Annotated in this window: 16 protein-coding genes; 8 read left to right on the forward strand and 8 right to left on the reverse strand. The window is 53.0% G+C overall.

Annotated features, from left to right (window positions below):
* Positions 1–29: 29 nt before the first annotated feature.
* The 4 genes from ruvC to aspS form a co-directional block, all read right to left on the reverse strand.
* The gene (gene ruvC / locus UC15_RS09585; RefSeq protein ID WP_015696865.1) at positions 30–551 is read right to left on the reverse strand and encodes a crossover junction endodeoxyribonuclease RuvC; all 522 of its coding nucleotides are present in this window, start codon (positions 549–551) and stop codon (positions 30–32) included.
* A 110-nt stretch (positions 552–661) separates the two neighbouring features.
* Positions 662–1,405, reverse strand: coding sequence for a YebC/PmpR family DNA-binding transcriptional regulator (locus UC15_RS09590; RefSeq protein WP_013575035.1), 744 nt, complete (start codon positions 1,403–1,405; stop codon positions 662–664).
* 25 nt (positions 1,406–1,430) lie between these two features.
* The gene (nudB, locus tag UC15_RS09595) at positions 1,431–1,877 is read right to left on the reverse strand and encodes a dihydroneopterin triphosphate diphosphatase (RefSeq protein WP_112288232.1); all 447 of its coding nucleotides are present in this window, start codon (positions 1,875–1,877) and stop codon (positions 1,431–1,433) included.
* Positions 1,877–3,673: an aspartate--tRNA ligase gene (aspS, locus tag UC15_RS09600; protein ID WP_112288233.1), complete on the reverse strand. Its 1,797-nt coding sequence runs from the start codon at positions 3,671–3,673 to the stop codon at positions 1,877–1,879. Before aspS ends, nudB begins: the two co-directional genes overlap by 1 nt.
* 335 nt (positions 3,674–4,008) lie before the next feature.
* Between aspS and UC15_RS09605 the strand changes: the two genes are divergently transcribed.
* The 6 genes from UC15_RS09605 (at position 4,009) to UC15_RS09630 (ending at position 8,216) form a co-directional block, all read left to right on the forward strand.
* Positions 4,009–4,584, forward strand: coding sequence for a hydrolase (locus UC15_RS09605; protein ID WP_112288234.1), 576 nt, complete (start codon positions 4,009–4,011; stop codon positions 4,582–4,584).
* 87 nt (positions 4,585–4,671) lie between these two features.
* Positions 4,672–5,490, forward strand: a complete 819-nt coding sequence (locus UC15_RS09610; RefSeq protein ID WP_112288235.1) for a DUF72 domain-containing protein — start codon at positions 4,672–4,674, stop codon at positions 5,488–5,490.
* Positions 5,491–5,598: 108 nt separating this feature from the next.
* On the forward strand, positions 5,599–5,994 hold the full coding sequence (locus tag UC15_RS09615; RefSeq protein ID WP_112288236.1) for an MAPEG family protein: 396 nt from the start codon (positions 5,599–5,601) through the stop codon (positions 5,992–5,994).
* A 136-nt stretch (positions 5,995–6,130) separates the two neighbouring features.
* Positions 6,131–6,874, forward strand: coding sequence for a carboxy-S-adenosyl-L-methionine synthase CmoA (cmoA, locus tag UC15_RS09620; RefSeq protein WP_112288237.1), 744 nt, complete (start codon positions 6,131–6,133; stop codon positions 6,872–6,874).
* Positions 6,871–7,842 carry a tRNA 5-methoxyuridine(34)/uridine 5-oxyacetic acid(34) synthase CmoB gene (gene cmoB / locus UC15_RS09625; protein ID WP_112288238.1) on the forward strand — a complete coding sequence of 324 codons (972 nt, stop codon included), beginning with the start codon at positions 6,871–6,873 and terminating at the stop codon, positions 7,840–7,842. Before cmoA ends, cmoB begins: the two co-directional genes overlap by 4 nt.
* 170 nt (positions 7,843–8,012) lie before the next feature.
* Positions 8,013–8,216, forward strand: a complete 204-nt coding sequence (locus UC15_RS09630; protein ID WP_112288239.1) for a hypothetical protein — start codon at positions 8,013–8,015, stop codon at positions 8,214–8,216.
* A 408-nt stretch (positions 8,217–8,624) separates the two neighbouring features.
* Here the strand turns inward: UC15_RS09630 and cutC are convergent, their stop codons facing one another.
* Positions 8,625–9,383, reverse strand: a complete 759-nt coding sequence (cutC, locus tag UC15_RS09635; protein ID WP_112288240.1) for a copper homeostasis protein CutC — start codon at positions 9,381–9,383, stop codon at positions 8,625–8,627.
* Between the two features lie 113 nt (positions 9,384–9,496).
* On the opposite strand from cutC, the gene UC15_RS09640 reads away from it, so the two are divergent.
* Positions 9,497–10,645, forward strand: coding sequence for a MalY/PatB family protein (locus UC15_RS09640; RefSeq protein WP_112288241.1), 1,149 nt, complete (start codon positions 9,497–9,499; stop codon positions 10,643–10,645).
* Here UC15_RS09640 and UC15_RS09645 read toward each other — a convergent pair.
* Positions 10,642–11,202 carry a VOC family protein gene (locus UC15_RS09645; RefSeq protein ID WP_112288242.1) on the reverse strand — a complete coding sequence of 187 codons (561 nt, stop codon included), beginning with the start codon at positions 11,200–11,202 and terminating at the stop codon, positions 10,642–10,644. The two genes, UC15_RS09640 and UC15_RS09645, sit on opposite strands and share 4 nt — an antisense overlap.
* Positions 11,203–11,429: 227 nt before the next feature.
* On the opposite strand from UC15_RS09645, the gene argS reads away from it, so the two are divergent.
* Positions 11,430–13,163: an arginine--tRNA ligase gene (argS, locus tag UC15_RS09655; RefSeq protein ID WP_112288244.1), complete on the forward strand. Its 1,734-nt coding sequence runs from the start codon at positions 11,430–11,432 to the stop codon at positions 13,161–13,163.
* A 67-nt stretch (positions 13,164–13,230) separates the two neighbouring features.
* On the opposite strand, the gene murJ is transcribed toward argS, so the two are convergent.
* Complete coding sequence (gene murJ, locus UC15_RS09660) at positions 13,231–14,766, reverse strand: murein biosynthesis integral membrane protein MurJ (RefSeq protein WP_112288245.1); 1,536 nt, start codon at positions 14,764–14,766, stop codon at positions 13,231–13,233.
* Positions 14,767–14,971: 205 nt separating this feature from the next.
* Positions 14,972–15,883: a Gfo/Idh/MocA family protein gene (locus UC15_RS09665; RefSeq protein WP_112288246.1), complete on the reverse strand. Its 912-nt coding sequence runs from the start codon at positions 15,881–15,883 to the stop codon at positions 14,972–14,974.
* Position 15,884: the final 1 nt, after the last annotated feature.

Consider the following 15,884-nt stretch of genomic DNA (forward strand, 5'->3'; position numbering starts at 1 on the left):
GAATATCCAGCCTAATGGACTTGCGGCGTCTATCGCATACGTCCGCGAGCCATCTGTAATTTGTCTGAGCTCAGACGAATGGCGTTCTGGCTCATGTGGCAATGTGTAATCGCAATCGCCAGCGCATCGGCGGCATCCGCCTGGGGATTGGCCGGTAATTTCAGGATTGAACGCACCATATGCTGAACCTGCGATTTTTCAGCCGCACCGGTACCCACGACAGTCTGTTTCACCTGCCTCGCCGCGTATTCAAACACCGGCAAATCCTGATTCACCGCTGCCACGATCGCCGCGCCACGTGCCTGCCCGAGCTTTAACGCCGAGTCGGCATTCTTCGCCATAAACACCGATTCGATGGCAAAAAAATCAGGCTGAAACTGGGTAATGATTTCCGACACACCGGCGTAAATCAGTTTCAGACGTCCCGGCATATCGTCCACCACCGTGCGGATGCACCCGCTGCCGAGATAGCTGAGCTGACGCCCTGTCTGGCGGATAATGCCATAGCCGGTAATACGCGAACCGGGGTCGATCCCCAGAATAATAGCCATAGCCAGTCAACGCCTTGTGTTGTCGTTTTTTTTGGAAAGTTGGGGGAGAGTATAAACTGCTGAGGCACAACAGGATAGCCAGCCGGTGGTAGCCACCGGCGGCACTGAGATTACAGAGTTTCTGCGATCTCGTCGGAGATTTCACCGTTGTGGTAAACCTCCTGCACATCGTCACAATCTTCCAGCATGTCGATCAGGCGCAACAGTTTAGGTGCAGTTTCTGCATCCATGTCGGCTTTGGTCGATGGGATCATGGTGACTTCAGCGGAATCAGCTTTGTAACCGGCAGCTTCCAGCGCATCTTTCACTTCGCCCAGATTTTCCCAGGCAGTGAAGACATCAATAGCGCCGTCATCGTAAGAAATGATGTCTTCAGCGCCCGCTTCCAGCGCGGCTTCCATCAGCACGTCTTCATCCAGGCCAGGAGCGAAAGTAATCACGCCTTTTTTGGAGAACAGGTAAGCCACGGAACCGTCGGTACCCAGATTGCCACCGGTTTTGGTGAAGGCATGACGCACTTCTGCCACGGTACGGTTGCGGTTATCACTCAGACATTCAACCATGATGGCTGAGCCACCCGGACCGTAACCTTCATAAATGATGGTTTCCATGTTGGTGTCTTCGTCACCGCCCACGCCACGTGCGATAGCACGGTTGAGGGTATCGCGCGTCATGTTGTTCGACAGCGCTTTATCAATTGCCGCACGCAGACGTGGGTTTGAACCCGCATCGCCGCCGCCCAGACGTGCAGCTGTCACCAGCTCACGAATGATTTTTGTAAAAATTTTGCCGCGTTTAGAATCTTGCGCCGCTTTGCGGTGCTTGGTGTTGGCCCACTTACTGTGACCTGCCATAAATATCTCCAAAAAGTCTAAAGTCTTAACAGACCGAATAGTTTACAAATTCTTCAATCGCCTGCTGGTTGCTCGGAGACACCGTCAGCGCAGCCGCTGCGGATTTATCGAGCCACCGGTACGCATGATGTTCTGTAAGAACCACATCACGCTCGTCGGGTAACGCCAGACAGAACCAATGTTCTTTGTTACGGGTCACGCCGGGAGCATAGCGATGGCGCAAATGCGCAAATATTTCAAAGTCCTCGCAGCGCTGGCAATCCTGCAGAGTCAGGTTTTCACCTGCCATGTCGATACCGACCTCTTCCATGACTTCACGCTGCGTGGTTTGATTCGGGGATTCCCCGCCTTCCAGACTGCCGGTCACCGACTGCCAGAAATTTGGGTCATCCTTTCGTTGGAGCATCAGCACCCTGCCGGTGTTTCTGGCGTAGATGACGCACAGTATCGACTCAGGACGCTTATAGCTCATTAGTTATTCTCTGTATTTGTGTCTGGCGTCACTTCTTTTTTCGCCACCACTGCGATGCCCAGTTCCAGCAGTGAAGCCGGGTTGGCAAAGCTTGGCGCTTCGGTCATCAGACACGCAGCCGCGGTAGTTTTCGGGAAGGCGATCACGTCACGGATATTGTCGGTACCGGTCAGCAACATCACCAGGCGATCCAGACCAAATGCCAGACCCGCATGCGGAGGCGTACCGTATTTCAGGGCGTCGAGCAGGAAGCCAAATTTCTCGCGCTGTTCGTGCTCGTTAATACCCAGAATGCTGAACACGGTTTGCTGCATTTCGCTGCGGTGAATACGCACAGAACCGCCGCCCACTTCGTAGCCGTTGATCACCATGTCGTAGGCGTTTGCGATAGCGGAAACCGGGTTCGCCGCCAGTTCTTCTGCCGTCATGTCTTTTGGCGCAGTGAACGGGTGGTGCATGGCGCTCAGGCCGCCTTCGTCGGTGTCTTCAAACATCGGGAAGTCAATAACCCACAGCGGAGCCCACATGTCTTCTTTGGTGATTTTCAGGTCACGACCAACTTTCAGACGCAGTGCGCCAATCGCATCAGTCACAATCTTCGCGCTGGCTGCGCCGAAGAAGATCATGTCGCCATCTTGCGCACCGGTACGTTCGATCAGGGCTGCCAGCAGTTCTTCGTTAAGGAATTTCGCGACCGGGCTCTGGATACCTTCCAGACCTTTCGCCACTTCATTCACTTTGATGTATGCCAGACCTTTCGCGCCGTAGATTTCGATGAATTTTGCGTATTCGTCAATTTGCTTACGGCTCAGGGAGGCACCACCCGGAACACGCAGCGCAGCCACGCGGCCTTTTGGATCGTTAGCCGGATCAGCAAACACTTTGAACTCGATGTTTTTCATCAGGTCGGCCACATCGACCATTTCCATCGGGTTACGCAGGTCCGGTTTATCAGAGCCGAAACGACGCATAGCCTCTGCAAAAGTCATGATCGGGAAATCGCCCAGATCCACGCCTTTCACTTCCTGCCACAGTTCGCGGGCCAGTTTTTCCATCACTTCACGCACTTGTTCAGCGCTCATGAAGGAGGTTTCCACGTCGATCTGGGTGAATTCAGGCTGGCGGTCAGCACGTAAATCTTCGTCACGGAAGCATTTAACAATCTGATAGTAACGGTCAAAACCGGACATCATCAGCAGCTGTTTGAACAGCTGAGGAGACTGCGGTAAGGCGTAGAACTTGCCTTTATGCACACGGCTCGGCACCAGATAGTCACGCGCACCTTCCGGCGTGGCTTTGGTGAGCATCGGAGTTTCGATGTCGAGGAAGTCATGGCTGTCCATGAAACGGCGCACAAAACTGGTAATTTTTGCACGGGCTTTCAGGCGGTTAGCCATTTCAGGACGACGCAGATCCAGATAGCGGTATTTCAGACGCGCTTCTTCAGTGTTGACGTGGTTGGAGTCCAGCGGCAGCGATTCAGAACGGTTGATGATGTTCAGATTGCTGGCGAACACTTCCACTTCGCCGGTCGCCATGTCTTTGTTGAACTGACTTTCAGGACGCGCACGCACGGTACCGGTCAGCTGAATACAGAATTCGTTACGCAGTTCAGACGCCAGTTTGTAGGCTTCAGCCTGATCCGGGTCGAAGAAAACCTGAACGATGCCTTCGCGGTCACGCATATCGATGAAAATCAAACCACCCAAATCGCGGCGACGGTTAACCCAGCCACACAATGTTACTTCCTGGCCCACATTGGACGCATTCAGTTTTCCACAATATACAGTACGCATAACGGTATCCTTTTGATCCCACTACCCGGCCTCATGGCGCACAGGCACAGAAACGGTTATTGACTCTGGTCGCTCGCCGCAAAACTCAGCAGCGCTCGGAATGGGTTTTATTCAGGTCGAAAAAAGGCGGCTATTATAAAGGAATTTCCGGCGAAGGATAAGTACGAACACGTCAACGCTGACGCGGAAATTCATTCGTGTTGCAAGCTACACATAATTTAACAAAATTATCTCATTTCAGTCTGCCCGTTAGAATAGACTCGCGCCATCCCCTTTGTACACGCAGTAAATAATTCCTTTCTCTCATTACCCCTATTGAAAACCGGGAGCTACACATGAAACTTGACCCAAAAACTACCGCACTGGTATTGATCGACTTACAGAAAGGGATTTTACCGTTCGCTGGTGGCCCGCACACCGCACAGCAGGTGCTTGATAATGCTACTGAACTGGCAAATCGTTTTCGTAAACTGGGCGCGCCGGTCGTCATGGTTCGCGTGGGCTGGTCAAATTCTTTTGACGAAGCGCTGAAACAACCGGTTGATATCCCTGCGGCTGCACCGGAAGGCGGTTTACCCGCAAGCTGGTGGGAATTCCCGGAACAACTGGGCGTCACCGACAATGATCTGCTGGTGATTAAGCGCCAGTGGGGCGCGTTCTATGGCACCGATCTGGATCTGCAACTGCGTCGTCGTGGCATCAAAAGCATCGTGCTGGCCGGTATCTCCACTAACATCGGCGTGGAATCCACTGCGCGTAACGCCTGGGAACACGGCTATGAACTGGTCATTGCTGAAGACGCCTGCAGCGCGCACAACAATGACCATCATCAGTCCAGCGTGCAATTTATCTTCCCGCGTATCAGTCGCGTACGTTCAACTGCCGAAGTGCTTGCCGCTCTGCCGGAGTAACGTTACCCTGAATTTCTTGCCTGAACGCCGCCCGCTGAGGCGGCGTTTTATTTGGGAATTCCGGCTCAGAAAACAGGGAGCATGATTATGTATATTGGTTTACCGCAATGGCACCACAACGCCTGGGCAAAAATCGGTTTGCGTGATCTGGCCGATTACGCGCGGTATTTCAATTGCGTCGAAGGCAATACCACCTTTTACGCCCTGCCCAAACAGGAAGTGGTGATGCGCTGGCGCGACATGACGCCGGAATCTTTCCGTTTTTGTTTCAAATTCCCATCGGACATCAGCCATAAAGCGGCACTGACGAATTGTCAGGAAAACGTCGATTTGTTTTACCGCACGCTCGAACCGCTCGGTGAACGCATTGGTCAGCTCTGGCTGCAACTTCCTGCCACGTTTGCCCCCGTTCACCTTGACCGACTGTGGCAATTTCTGGATGCCCTTCCCGCGGGTTTCGATTACGGCGTTGAAGTGCGCCATCAAGATTTTTTCAACAAAGGCGGGGAAGAACGTGCGCTGAATCAGGGCTTACATCAGCGTGGAATTAACCGCGCCATTCTCGACAGCCGTCCGGTTCACAGTTCGAAATCCACAACTGAAGCAGTGCTCGAAGCTAAACGCAAAAAACCGATTCTGCCGCTGCACGCGCTGGCGACATCATCCCGGCCCATTGTGCGTTTTATCGGCGGCGACAGTCTGGACGCTAACCGTCCGCTGTTCGGACAGTGGATTAAAAAACTCGACGACTGGCAATCTCAGGGATTATCACCGTATCTGTTTATTCATACGCCTGACTGCACAGATGCTCCGCAGCAGGCGCGCAGCCTGTGGCAGGATTTGCACCGGCAGATGCCCTCTGTTCAGCCCGCACCTGACTGGCCAGAACAGGACACCTTGTTCTGAGAATATTCAGGATTTTCTGACGACAGTCTTACGGCAGCCCGTTATCATAGCGGCGAAGCGGAAGGCATTAGTTCCGCCAGAAAACAGGGATTAACCAAGGAAGTCATCATGATTAGCGCGTTATATGTCGTGCTTGCTGCCATACTTTTGATCAAACTCTCTTTCGATGTTGTCCGCCTGCGGATGCAATACCGCATTGCCACCGGCGACGGCGGTTCCTACGAATTACAAACCGCCATCCGTGTCCACGGTAACGCCGTAGAATATCTGCCGATTGGCTGTTTACTGCTGCTGTTTATGGAAATGAACGGTTCACCCATCTGGACAGTCCATGCCTGCGGTTTGTTGTTGATTCTGGGCCGGTTATTCCATTATTACGGGCTGAAGAACCGCGAATTTGCCTGGCGCCGCAACGGCATGGCCGCGACGTATATCTCGCTGGTTCTGATGGTCGTGGTGAATATTATCTATCTGCCATGGTCACAATTTCTGAACTTCGACTGATCGCCCCGCTTTCCCCGGGCTGTTTTGATGCAGTTTTGAAACAACTCCCGAGCGCGCAGGTATCTGCCTGCGCCAGTATCTGCTAAAATCTGCCCTCAACTTTTTACCCACACTCTTTTTGGCCTGACTCACCGCTATGGCAAACCACGATACGCTGTTTTCTGCACCAATAGATAAGCTGGGCGACTGGACGTTCGATGAACGCGTTGCTGAAGTTTTCCCTGACATGATCCAACGCTCAGTTCCGGGCTATTCCAACATTATTTCGATGATTGGTATGCTCGCCGAGCGCTTCGTTCAGCCCGACTCGAATGTTTACGATCTGGGCTGCTCGCTGGGTGCTGCCACGCTGTCGATGCGTCGCAACATCAAGGTTCCGGGCTGCGAAATCATTGCTGTCGATAACTCCTCCGCCATGGTAGAACGCTGCCGCCGCCACATTGATGCTTTCCGTGCCGATACGCCGGTTAACGTGATTGAATCCGACATTCTGGATATCGAGCTGAAAAATGCCTCGATGGTGGTGCTTAACTTTACGCTGCAATTCCTTGAACCGGCTGACCGTCAGCGCTTGCTGAATCAGGTGTATCAGGGCATGCGTCCGGGTGCTGCGCTGGTACTGTCTGAAAAATTCAGCTTTGAAGATAAAGACGTCGGCGAACTGCTGTTCAATATGCATCACGATTTCAAACGTGCGAACGGCTACAGCGAGCTGGAAATCAGCCAGAAACGCAGCATGCTCGAAAATGTAATGCTGACCGATTCGGTTGAAACTCACAAAGCCCGCCTGCACCAGGCCGGGTTCCAGCACACAGAAGTCTGGTTCCAGTGCTTTAACTTCGGCTCACTGATTGCGCTGAAAGCCGGAGAAGCAGAATGATTGATTTCGGTGATTTTTATCGCGTTATCGCCAAAGGGCCGCTGAGCCCGTGGCTTAATACCCTGCCATCGCAACTGACTGCATGGCAGAAAGAATCGCTGCACGGCAAGTTCAAACTGTGGTTTAACTCCGTCGATCGTTTGCCATTGTTGCAGCCAGAACGTCTGGATTTGCTGCATAGCGTCAGCGCAAATATGGAAGTGCCTTTGCCAGCCGGTCAGCGCGAAGGGATTGAAAATCTGCTGCGCAATATGATGCCATGGCGTAAAGGGCCATTTTCGCTGTACGACGTTGAAATCAATACCGAATGGCGTTCTGACTGGAAATGGGATCGCGTACTGCCGCATATCTCTTCGCTGGCAGGCCGCACTATTCTTGATGTCGGCTGCGGCAGCGGATACCACATGTGGCGCATGATTGGCGCAGGCGCGCATCTGGCCGTGGGTATCGACCCGATGCAGCTGTTCCTGTGCCAGTTCGAGGCCGTGCGTAAATTACTGGGCGGCGATCAACGCGCGCACCTTTTGCCGCTGGGTATCGAACAATTACCTGAGCTGAACGCTTTCGATACGGTGTTCTCGATGGGCGTTTTGTATCACCGTCGTTCGCCGCTGGATCACCTTCTGCAGCTGAAAAATCAGCTGGTCAGCGGAGGCGAACTGGTGCTGGAAACCTTAGTGATTGAAGGCGACAGCGAGCAGGTGCTGGTACCGGGCGACCGTTACGCGCAGATGGGGAATATCTATTTCATCCCTTCTGCAGCAGCACTGAAAAACTGGCTGATCAAATGCGGCTTTGTTGATGTACGCATTGCGGATGTCAGCGTCACCACGCTGGAAGAACAACGCCGTACCGACTGGATGACCAGTGAGTCACTGGCTGAATTCCTCGATCCGAATGACCCGACCAAAACCATCGAAGGTTATCCGGCACCGCGTCGCGCCCTGCTTATCGCCCGCAAGCCTTAACTCCCTCTTCCTCCGCCAGACATCCTCCGGTCTGGCGGAATTTATTGCTCACACTTTACCCTCACTTTCAGCCACATGGCTCTGTACATCGCGCCGTAAAAAGGTCTAACCTTTATTGAAGCTATCTGTTTGTTCTGACAGAGATCGTCGTTAACGTATTGGGAGGAAGTATGAAATTCCCTAAAGGCAGCATCGTTAAACACAGATCCGGAGATATCAAAGGTCGCATCATGAATACCTTCGAATCACAGACAGGCACCGTGTCCTATTTCGTTTCCTGGGAAGATGGCAGCAGCAGTCTGCATAAAGAGGACGAATTACACTGGGCCAATATTGACGTCGCGATCAGGATTAAAAACTTCTATGAAAAGTAGCGGTTCCCCTCTTCTGTCAAAGCCCTTTGTAAAGCTTCGCGTTTTGACGTTATAACATTGGATTGATTGATAGTTTTTCGTGTATAAATTCGGCCAACCAATTTATCCGTACGCGATTATTTCGCGGAGAAATCAATGCGCAGAAGAATTCGTTTCCTCATGGACCGCGCCGTTATTGTTTTAGGTCTTTTTGTCATGTGTCTGGTCGTTAAAGCAGGGATGTTTGGCGTGGCATTGCTGACCTGGGGCTGAGAAGTCATTCCGGTTAATGACGACTGTAATCTCCCGCAGTTATCCCGCACTTATAAAGAACGAAGAATAAAAAAAGCCCCGCCAAAGTGACGGGGCCTGGTACTTGCGCAGGGCGACGCAATAAGGGTCGTGTGACCCGGTTAAACTTTAGAGTTATTACGCCGAGCGGGATACTTCATCGTCGAACTGCAATGTTCTTTTCATTGCGGCAACAATATCGCCGTCCACGCAATAACGACTGAATTCATCAAAATCGGTGTCAGAACTCATCGTGACACCGGCTTTGCGGTAACGCATAGAAGAAGGCACCTGACGCCCAGCCGAGCTGTGCAATTCAGTCAGCCCGATATCCACAAACTTTTGCAGATTGGTCAGTCGCACGCCCGCGCCAGCCATAATGATTGGACCACGCGTCAGCTGGTTGAGTTCCCGAAGCATCGGTAAACCTACTTCTGCATTTTGTTGCTGTCCGGAAGTCAGAATGCGCGCCACCCCTAACTGAGTCAACTGCTCTAACGCAATCTTCGGATTGAGACACATATCGAACGCGCGATGGAATGTCACGGCCATATCGCCGCACAGCGCCATGACTTCCCACATTCTCGGCATATCGATATGCCCTTCCGCATCCAGCATACCGACGACCAGTCCCGGAAAACCGAGATCACGAATGCAGGCGATGTCACTTTTCAGCACATCAAATTCGCTCTGGCTATAGCAAAAGTCACCCCCCCTCGGGCGTACAATCGGATGTACCGGGATTGTCACTTTTTCCCTCGCCAGTTTAAGGGTACCGTAACTCGGCGTAATCCCGCCGTCAGCCTGACTCGCACATAATTCGACGCGATCGGCTCCGGCTTGTTCTGCTGTCAACGCACAGTCTACGCTGTAACAACACACTTCTAATTTAGTCATGTGATCTCTCCTGATTACGGCATTATGCTACAACACTTGTCTGTAACCGGCCATGTCGCGTAGGCTTTGAGATGAGCATCCCCGCCCAACCTGCTTGCTTAGGAAAGCTAACTATGACACTCAATTTTGATTTATGGGTAGACCGCAGTCACAGTGATAGCGTTAAGTGGAATAAATACAATAATCAGGATGTCATTCCACTTTGGGTCGCCGATACCGACTTCACTTCTCCGCCTCAGGTTATCAAAGAGTTGCAGCAACGCGTGGCAGAAGGCGTGTTCGGTTATGGTTTTACGCCGCCGGAACTGATTGATTTAGTGGTAAAACGTCTGGCAGAACGTTATGGCTGGGCTATTGAGCCCGAATGGATTGTCTGGCTGCCCGGACTGGTGTGCGGATTAAACGTCGCCGTGCGCGCCAACGTGAATCAGCATGAGACCAGCCTGATGCCCGCGCCGATTTACCCGCCGTTTATGCAGGCAGCGCAATCCGAAGGGCGTCAGTTTAAATCGGTTAATGTAATTGAGCAGAATCAGCGTTGGGTGGCCGATTTCGCCGCTGCCGAAAATCAAATGGATGGCAGCGAAAAGTTGCTGATGCTATGCAACCCGTATAATCCGGGCGGAACGGTATATCGCCGCGAAGAGTTGCTGGAACAGCAGGAGTTCGCCCGACGCCACAACTTAGTGGTGTGCTGCGATGAAATTCACTGCGACCTGATCCTCGAACCGGGGCTGAAACATATCCCGTTTGCCTCGCTCAATGCTGATGCAGAACAGCGTTCCATTACCCTGCTGTCGCCGTCGAAAACCTTCAATCTGGCCGGTCTCGGCGCCTCAATGGCCATCATCCCTAATCCTCAGTTACGGAAAAACTTTCTCGACACCAGCGAGGGTATAGTTCCGCACGTCAATATTCTGGCCTATGTCGCTGCGACCGCCGCTTACCGTGATGGAGAAGAATGGCTCAGCGCACAACTCGACTATTTGCGCGTAAACCGGGAATTAGTGACAGCCAGAATCAACGCCATGCCGGGATTACGCATGCTGCCACCGGAAGGCACGTATCTCGGCTGGATTGATGCCAGTGCATTGCCGGTTCAGGATCCGTACCGGTTCTTTGTAGAAGCTGGCGTCGGATTTTCCGGCGGCGCAGCATTTGGTGCTCCCGGTTTTGTGCGCATCAATTTCGGTTGCCAGCGGGCATTGCTGGAAAAGGCAATGGACCGCATGGAGGCCGCCTTGCAGTCGCTCGAACGTTAGCCTTCAGCCTTCTCGCTGGCAACAATATCGCGCAAGCTGTGGGGATGGAATTTAATGGTCACTGACCCGTCGGTGATCGCCAGCGTCGGGTTAGGCAATCGCTCATTCTCGCCCTTTGGCGCACTTTGTTTCAGTTTTATACCGGGCGTCATCAGCGCTTCGTCGGCAATCAGTGCCAGCGCCCGCGTATACAATTCGTCCTCGCGACCTTCCAGGACAATCTCAATGTGCTCCCAGCCTTCATGCGGATAGCGCTTATCGCCGGGATATGGCAATTCCACCAGATCGATACTCAGCGGCCCGACAACCAGCGGCTGATTGAGGGTAAACAAGCAAATCGGCCTGCCGTTAATCATCGTTTCATTAAGCAGTTGCCCGCATTTTTCCAGCCCGGCGCGCCACCGGTCCGCTGTCGTATTCTGGTGACAGCGCACTGAAATATGATCCGCATGAAACTCGCCCAGTTTGATCTGCAATTTTGCGGCAAACGCCGTCAATACGCTGACAAACCGCGGCATATCGTCGGCTAAATCCTGTAACTCAGGCACTTGGTTCATGGCAGGTATCCTATCTCATTTCAGTTTGCTTATCTTCAGGGTCGGGTAATTTACACAGCCTTTCATCCGGTTGCCAGAGACGCGCCGCAGAATCGCGTTTTCATTGCCGTCAGGCGTGCGGCGATACTGACGTCGCAGGGCTAATATGATATAAACACGCATCATTTTAGGTTCATCCGCATTGGGATGAACAGCAAACAACTCCATTCCTAAATAAAGGTACTTCGGTGAATATTCAGTCACTTCTTTCAGAAAAAGTCAGCCAGGCGCTGATCGCAGCAGGCGCCTCCGCCGACAGCGAAGCGCAAGTCCGTCAGTCCGCCAAAGCGCAGTTCGGCGACTATCAGGCAAATGGCGTAATGTCCGTGGCAAAAAAACTGGGTATGCCACCACGACAACTGGCAGAGAAAGTGGTTGAGCTGTTAGATCTGAACGGTATCGCAAATAAAGTCGAAATCGCCGGTCCGGGATTCATCAACATTTTCCTCGATCCTGCGTTTGTTGGCGCGCACGTTGACAGCGCTCTGAACGATGAAAAGCTGGGCATCACGCCCGTTGAACCGCAAACCATCGTTATCGACTATTCCGCGCCCAACGTGGCGAAGGAAATGCACGTCGGCCACATCCGTTCCACCATCATCGGTGACGCCGCCGTGCGCACCAATGAATTCCTCGGCCATAAAGTGATCCGCGCTAACCACGTCGGCGACTGGGGCACGCAGTTCGGGATGCTGATTGCTTATCTGGAAAAAGTGCAGAACGAAAATGCCGGTGACATGAATCTGGCGGATCTGGAAGAGTTCTACCGCGCAGCCAAGAAAAACTACGACGAAGACGAAGCCTTCGCCGAGCGCGCACGTGGTTACGTGGTTAAATTGCAAGGCGGCGACGAATACTGCCTGCAAATGTGGCGCAAACTGGTTGACGTGACCATGAAGCAAAACCAGCTGACGTATAACCGCCTGAACGTGACCCTGACAGAAGATGATGTGATGGGTGAAAGCCTGTACAACAGCATGCTGCCTGGCATTGTCTCCGACCTGCAGGCCAAAGGGCTGGCAGTCGACAGTGAAGGCGCCGTGGTCGTTTATCTGGATGAATACAAAAACAAAGACGGCGACCCGATGGGCGTTATCATCCGTAAAAAAGATGGCGGCTACCTGTACACCACCACTGACATCGCCTGCGCGAAATACCGCTACGAAACACTCGGTGCCGACCGCGTTCTGTATTACATCGATTCCCGTCAGCACCAGCATCTGATGCAGGCGTGGACCATTGCGCGTAAAGCCGGTTACGTGCCGGATTCTGTGGCGCTGGAACACCATATGTTCGGCATGATGCTGGGCAAAGACGGCAAGCCGTTCAAAACCCGTTCCGGCGGCACAGTCAAACTGTCTGATCTGCTGGATGAAGCAATTGATCGCGCACGTAAGCTGATCACCGAAAAAAATCCAGAAATGAAAGACGCTGCTGAACTGGAAAAACTGGTGAATGCTGTCGGTATCGGCGCAATCAAATACGCTGACCTGTCAAAAAGCCGTACCACCGATTACGTCTTCGACTGGGATAACATGCTGGCGTTCGAAGGTAACACTGCGCCGTACATGCAATATGCTTATACCCGCGTGGCTTCCATCTTCAAACGTGCAGAAATCGACGTGAACAGCCTGACCCAGCCAGTTGTGCTGAGTGAAGAGCGCGAAGCCGCGCTGGCAACCCGCCTGTTGCAGTTCGAAGAAGTGCTGACTGTCGTCGCCCGTGAAGGCACGCCACACACCATGTGTGCGTACCTGTACGACGTGGCAGGCCTGTTCTCCAGCTTCTACGAGCATTGCCCTATCCTGAACGCAGAAGACGAAACCAGCCGCAACAGCCGTCTGAAACTGGCATTGCTGACACAACGCACGCTGAAAACCGGTCTGGATACACTGGGTATCGAAACTGTAGAACGTATGTAATTCGCAGTATTTCGATATTAAAAAAGGGCGCTTATGCGCCCTTTTATGTTTCCGGAATCTAATCCAATCAATCCAGACGTCTCGCAAATTCTTTCACGCGGAAGCCCAGCAGTCCGAGTACGGCAAAATACGCCACCACGCCCACCGCGACCACCGCTGCCAGACGCGCCAGACGATATGCCATACCGCCCACGTCCCACGCTGGCATCACATACATCATGCCCAGCAGTGCCGCGGACATCGCTATCACTGCCACAAACAGTTTGATCAGGAACGTTCTCCAGCCCGGTTGAGGCTGAAATATATCCTGCTTGCGCAATTGCCAGTACAGCAGCGAAGCATTCAGGCAAGCTGCCAGACCAATCGACAGGGAAAGTCCCGCGTGTTTCAGCGGTCCGATAAAGGCCAGGTTCATCACCTGCGTCATCAGCAAGGTAATGATGGCAATTTTCACCGGCGTTTTGATGTCCTGACGGGAATAGAAGCCCGGTGCCAGCACTTTCACGACGATAAGACCCATCAGGCCGACGGAATACGCCACCAGCGCACGTTGCGTCATCGAGGCATCAAACGCACTGAATTTACCGTACTGGAACAAGGCGACCGTCAATGGTTTCGCCAGAATGCCCAGTGCGACAGAGCTTGGCAGCGCCAGCAGGAAGCACAGACGCAAGCCCCAGTCCATCAGGCGGTTGTATTCGCCATGATTACCGCTGGAGAAACTGCGTGCCAGTGACGGCAGCAGTATGGTGCCCAGCGCCACGCCCAGCACGCCGGAAGGAAACTCCATCAGGCGGTCAGCGTAATACATCCATGAAACGGAACCGGACACAAGGAATGACGCGAAGATCGTGTTGATGATCAGGGAAATCTGGCTGACGGAAACGCCCAAAATCGCGGGTCCCATCTGACGCATCACGCGCCACACACCGGCGTCTTTCAGATTCAGACGTGGCAACACCAGCATGCCGATTTTCTTCAGATGCGGCAGCTGATAACCGAGTTGCAGCAAACCACCAGCCACCACCGCCCAGGCCAGCGCCAGCACCGGCGGATGGAAGTACGGAGCGGCAAACAACGCAAAACCGATCATGCTGACGTTCAGGAACGTCGGCGCAAACGCCGGTATCGAGAAACGGTTCCAGGTATTGAGTATCGCACCGACCAGCGATGCCAGTGAAATCAGCAGGATATATGGGAAAGTAATACGCAGCAGCGAACTGGTTAGCGCAAATTTATCCGGTGAATCAACAAAGCCCGGCGCCGTAATATAAATCACCCACGGCGCAGCAATCATGCCCAGAACGGTCACAATCGCCAGAACCAGCGTCAGTAAGCCGGAAACATAAGCGATAAAGGTGCGGGTGGCTTCTTCGCCCTGCTGCGTTTTGTACTCAGCCAGGATCGGCACGAAAGCCTGAGAAAATGCCCCTTCGGCAAAAATACGGCGCAGCAGGTTGGGGAGTTTAAACGCCACAAAAAAGGCGTCTGTGACCATTCCGGCGCCAAATACACGTGCCACAATGGCATCGCGGGCAAAACCTAATACACGTGAAAACATCGTCATGGAACTGACGGCTGCCAAAGATTTAAGTAGATTCATGTCACTTTTCTTGTTTACCGGTTAGCTGATAAATGAGTCAGTTAAACAACCACGCTGCATCAGCAGGCGTGAAAGATGAACCGGCATGGCTCAAAGATGCGCTTAGTCTACGCATCCGCCATGCAATAGCCACCGGCAGTTGTTTTATGTTGTTATAGAGTGTTAACCGCGCCATCCCGCACGGCTTCTCCGTTAAGCACTCAGGTTAAGAATTCAGAATTTTCTCGATCATCGCCTGCGCATAAATCGCCTGCTCACCGCTGGTTTCCGGCGCAGTTTGATTGCTCACACAATCGACAAAGTGTTCAATCGCTCCGACAAATCCGCGCTGCGCCAGCGTACTTTGCCAGCCCGGCACCGGCAGTTGCGTCAGAATATCCTGCTGTTCCTCGCGCCAGTTTTGCATATTGTCCAGCTGATACACCGCGCCTTCCGTTACCGCCTGAATACTCTCACGGGCAGTTCCCGCACGGCGGTGCATGGATGTCGTCACCAGCGTTTCGCCGCACAGGAAATGGTGTTCGCCGTAGAGCATCTGGTCTGCTTCGTTAATCTGTAGCAGACCGCTTTCCAGAGTGGCATTTCCACCCGCCAGCCACAGTGCGGTATCAACCACGTGCAGATAATCGTCCAGCAAGGTGAAACGCAGATCGTTTGGTCCGACACTGTTGGTCCGATGTTTATCCATGCGTAATGACGCCGCATCCTGCATGTTCTCTTTGAGCTGGCGATACAACGGCGCGAAACGGCGGTTAAAACCGACCATCAGCGCTTTGCCTGCCTTGTGCGCCTGTTCTACCAACTGTTCGGCCTGATCAAGTTCTGCCGCCAGTGGTTTATCGACATACACATGCACGCCCTGCGCCAGCAACTGCCCGACCACCTCGTAATGGCTGGCGGTGCTGCTGTGAACGAAAACCGCATCACACTGACTGGCCAGTTCATCTATACGGGAAAAACAGGCCATGCGGTAACTGTCACAAACGGCCTGTGCTTTTTGCTGATTCGGAGAAAATCCGCCTGCCAGCGTCCAGTTTTCAGCGTGGCTCAGCACTGGCAGATACGCTTTCTGCGCAATTCCGCCAAGCCCGATAACACCAATTCGTAATTTACTCACA

Source organism: Rahnella sp. AN3-3W3 (genome assembly GCF_003263545.1).
GTDB classification, from domain to species: Bacteria; Pseudomonadota; Gammaproteobacteria; order Enterobacterales; family Enterobacteriaceae; genus Rahnella; species Rahnella variigena.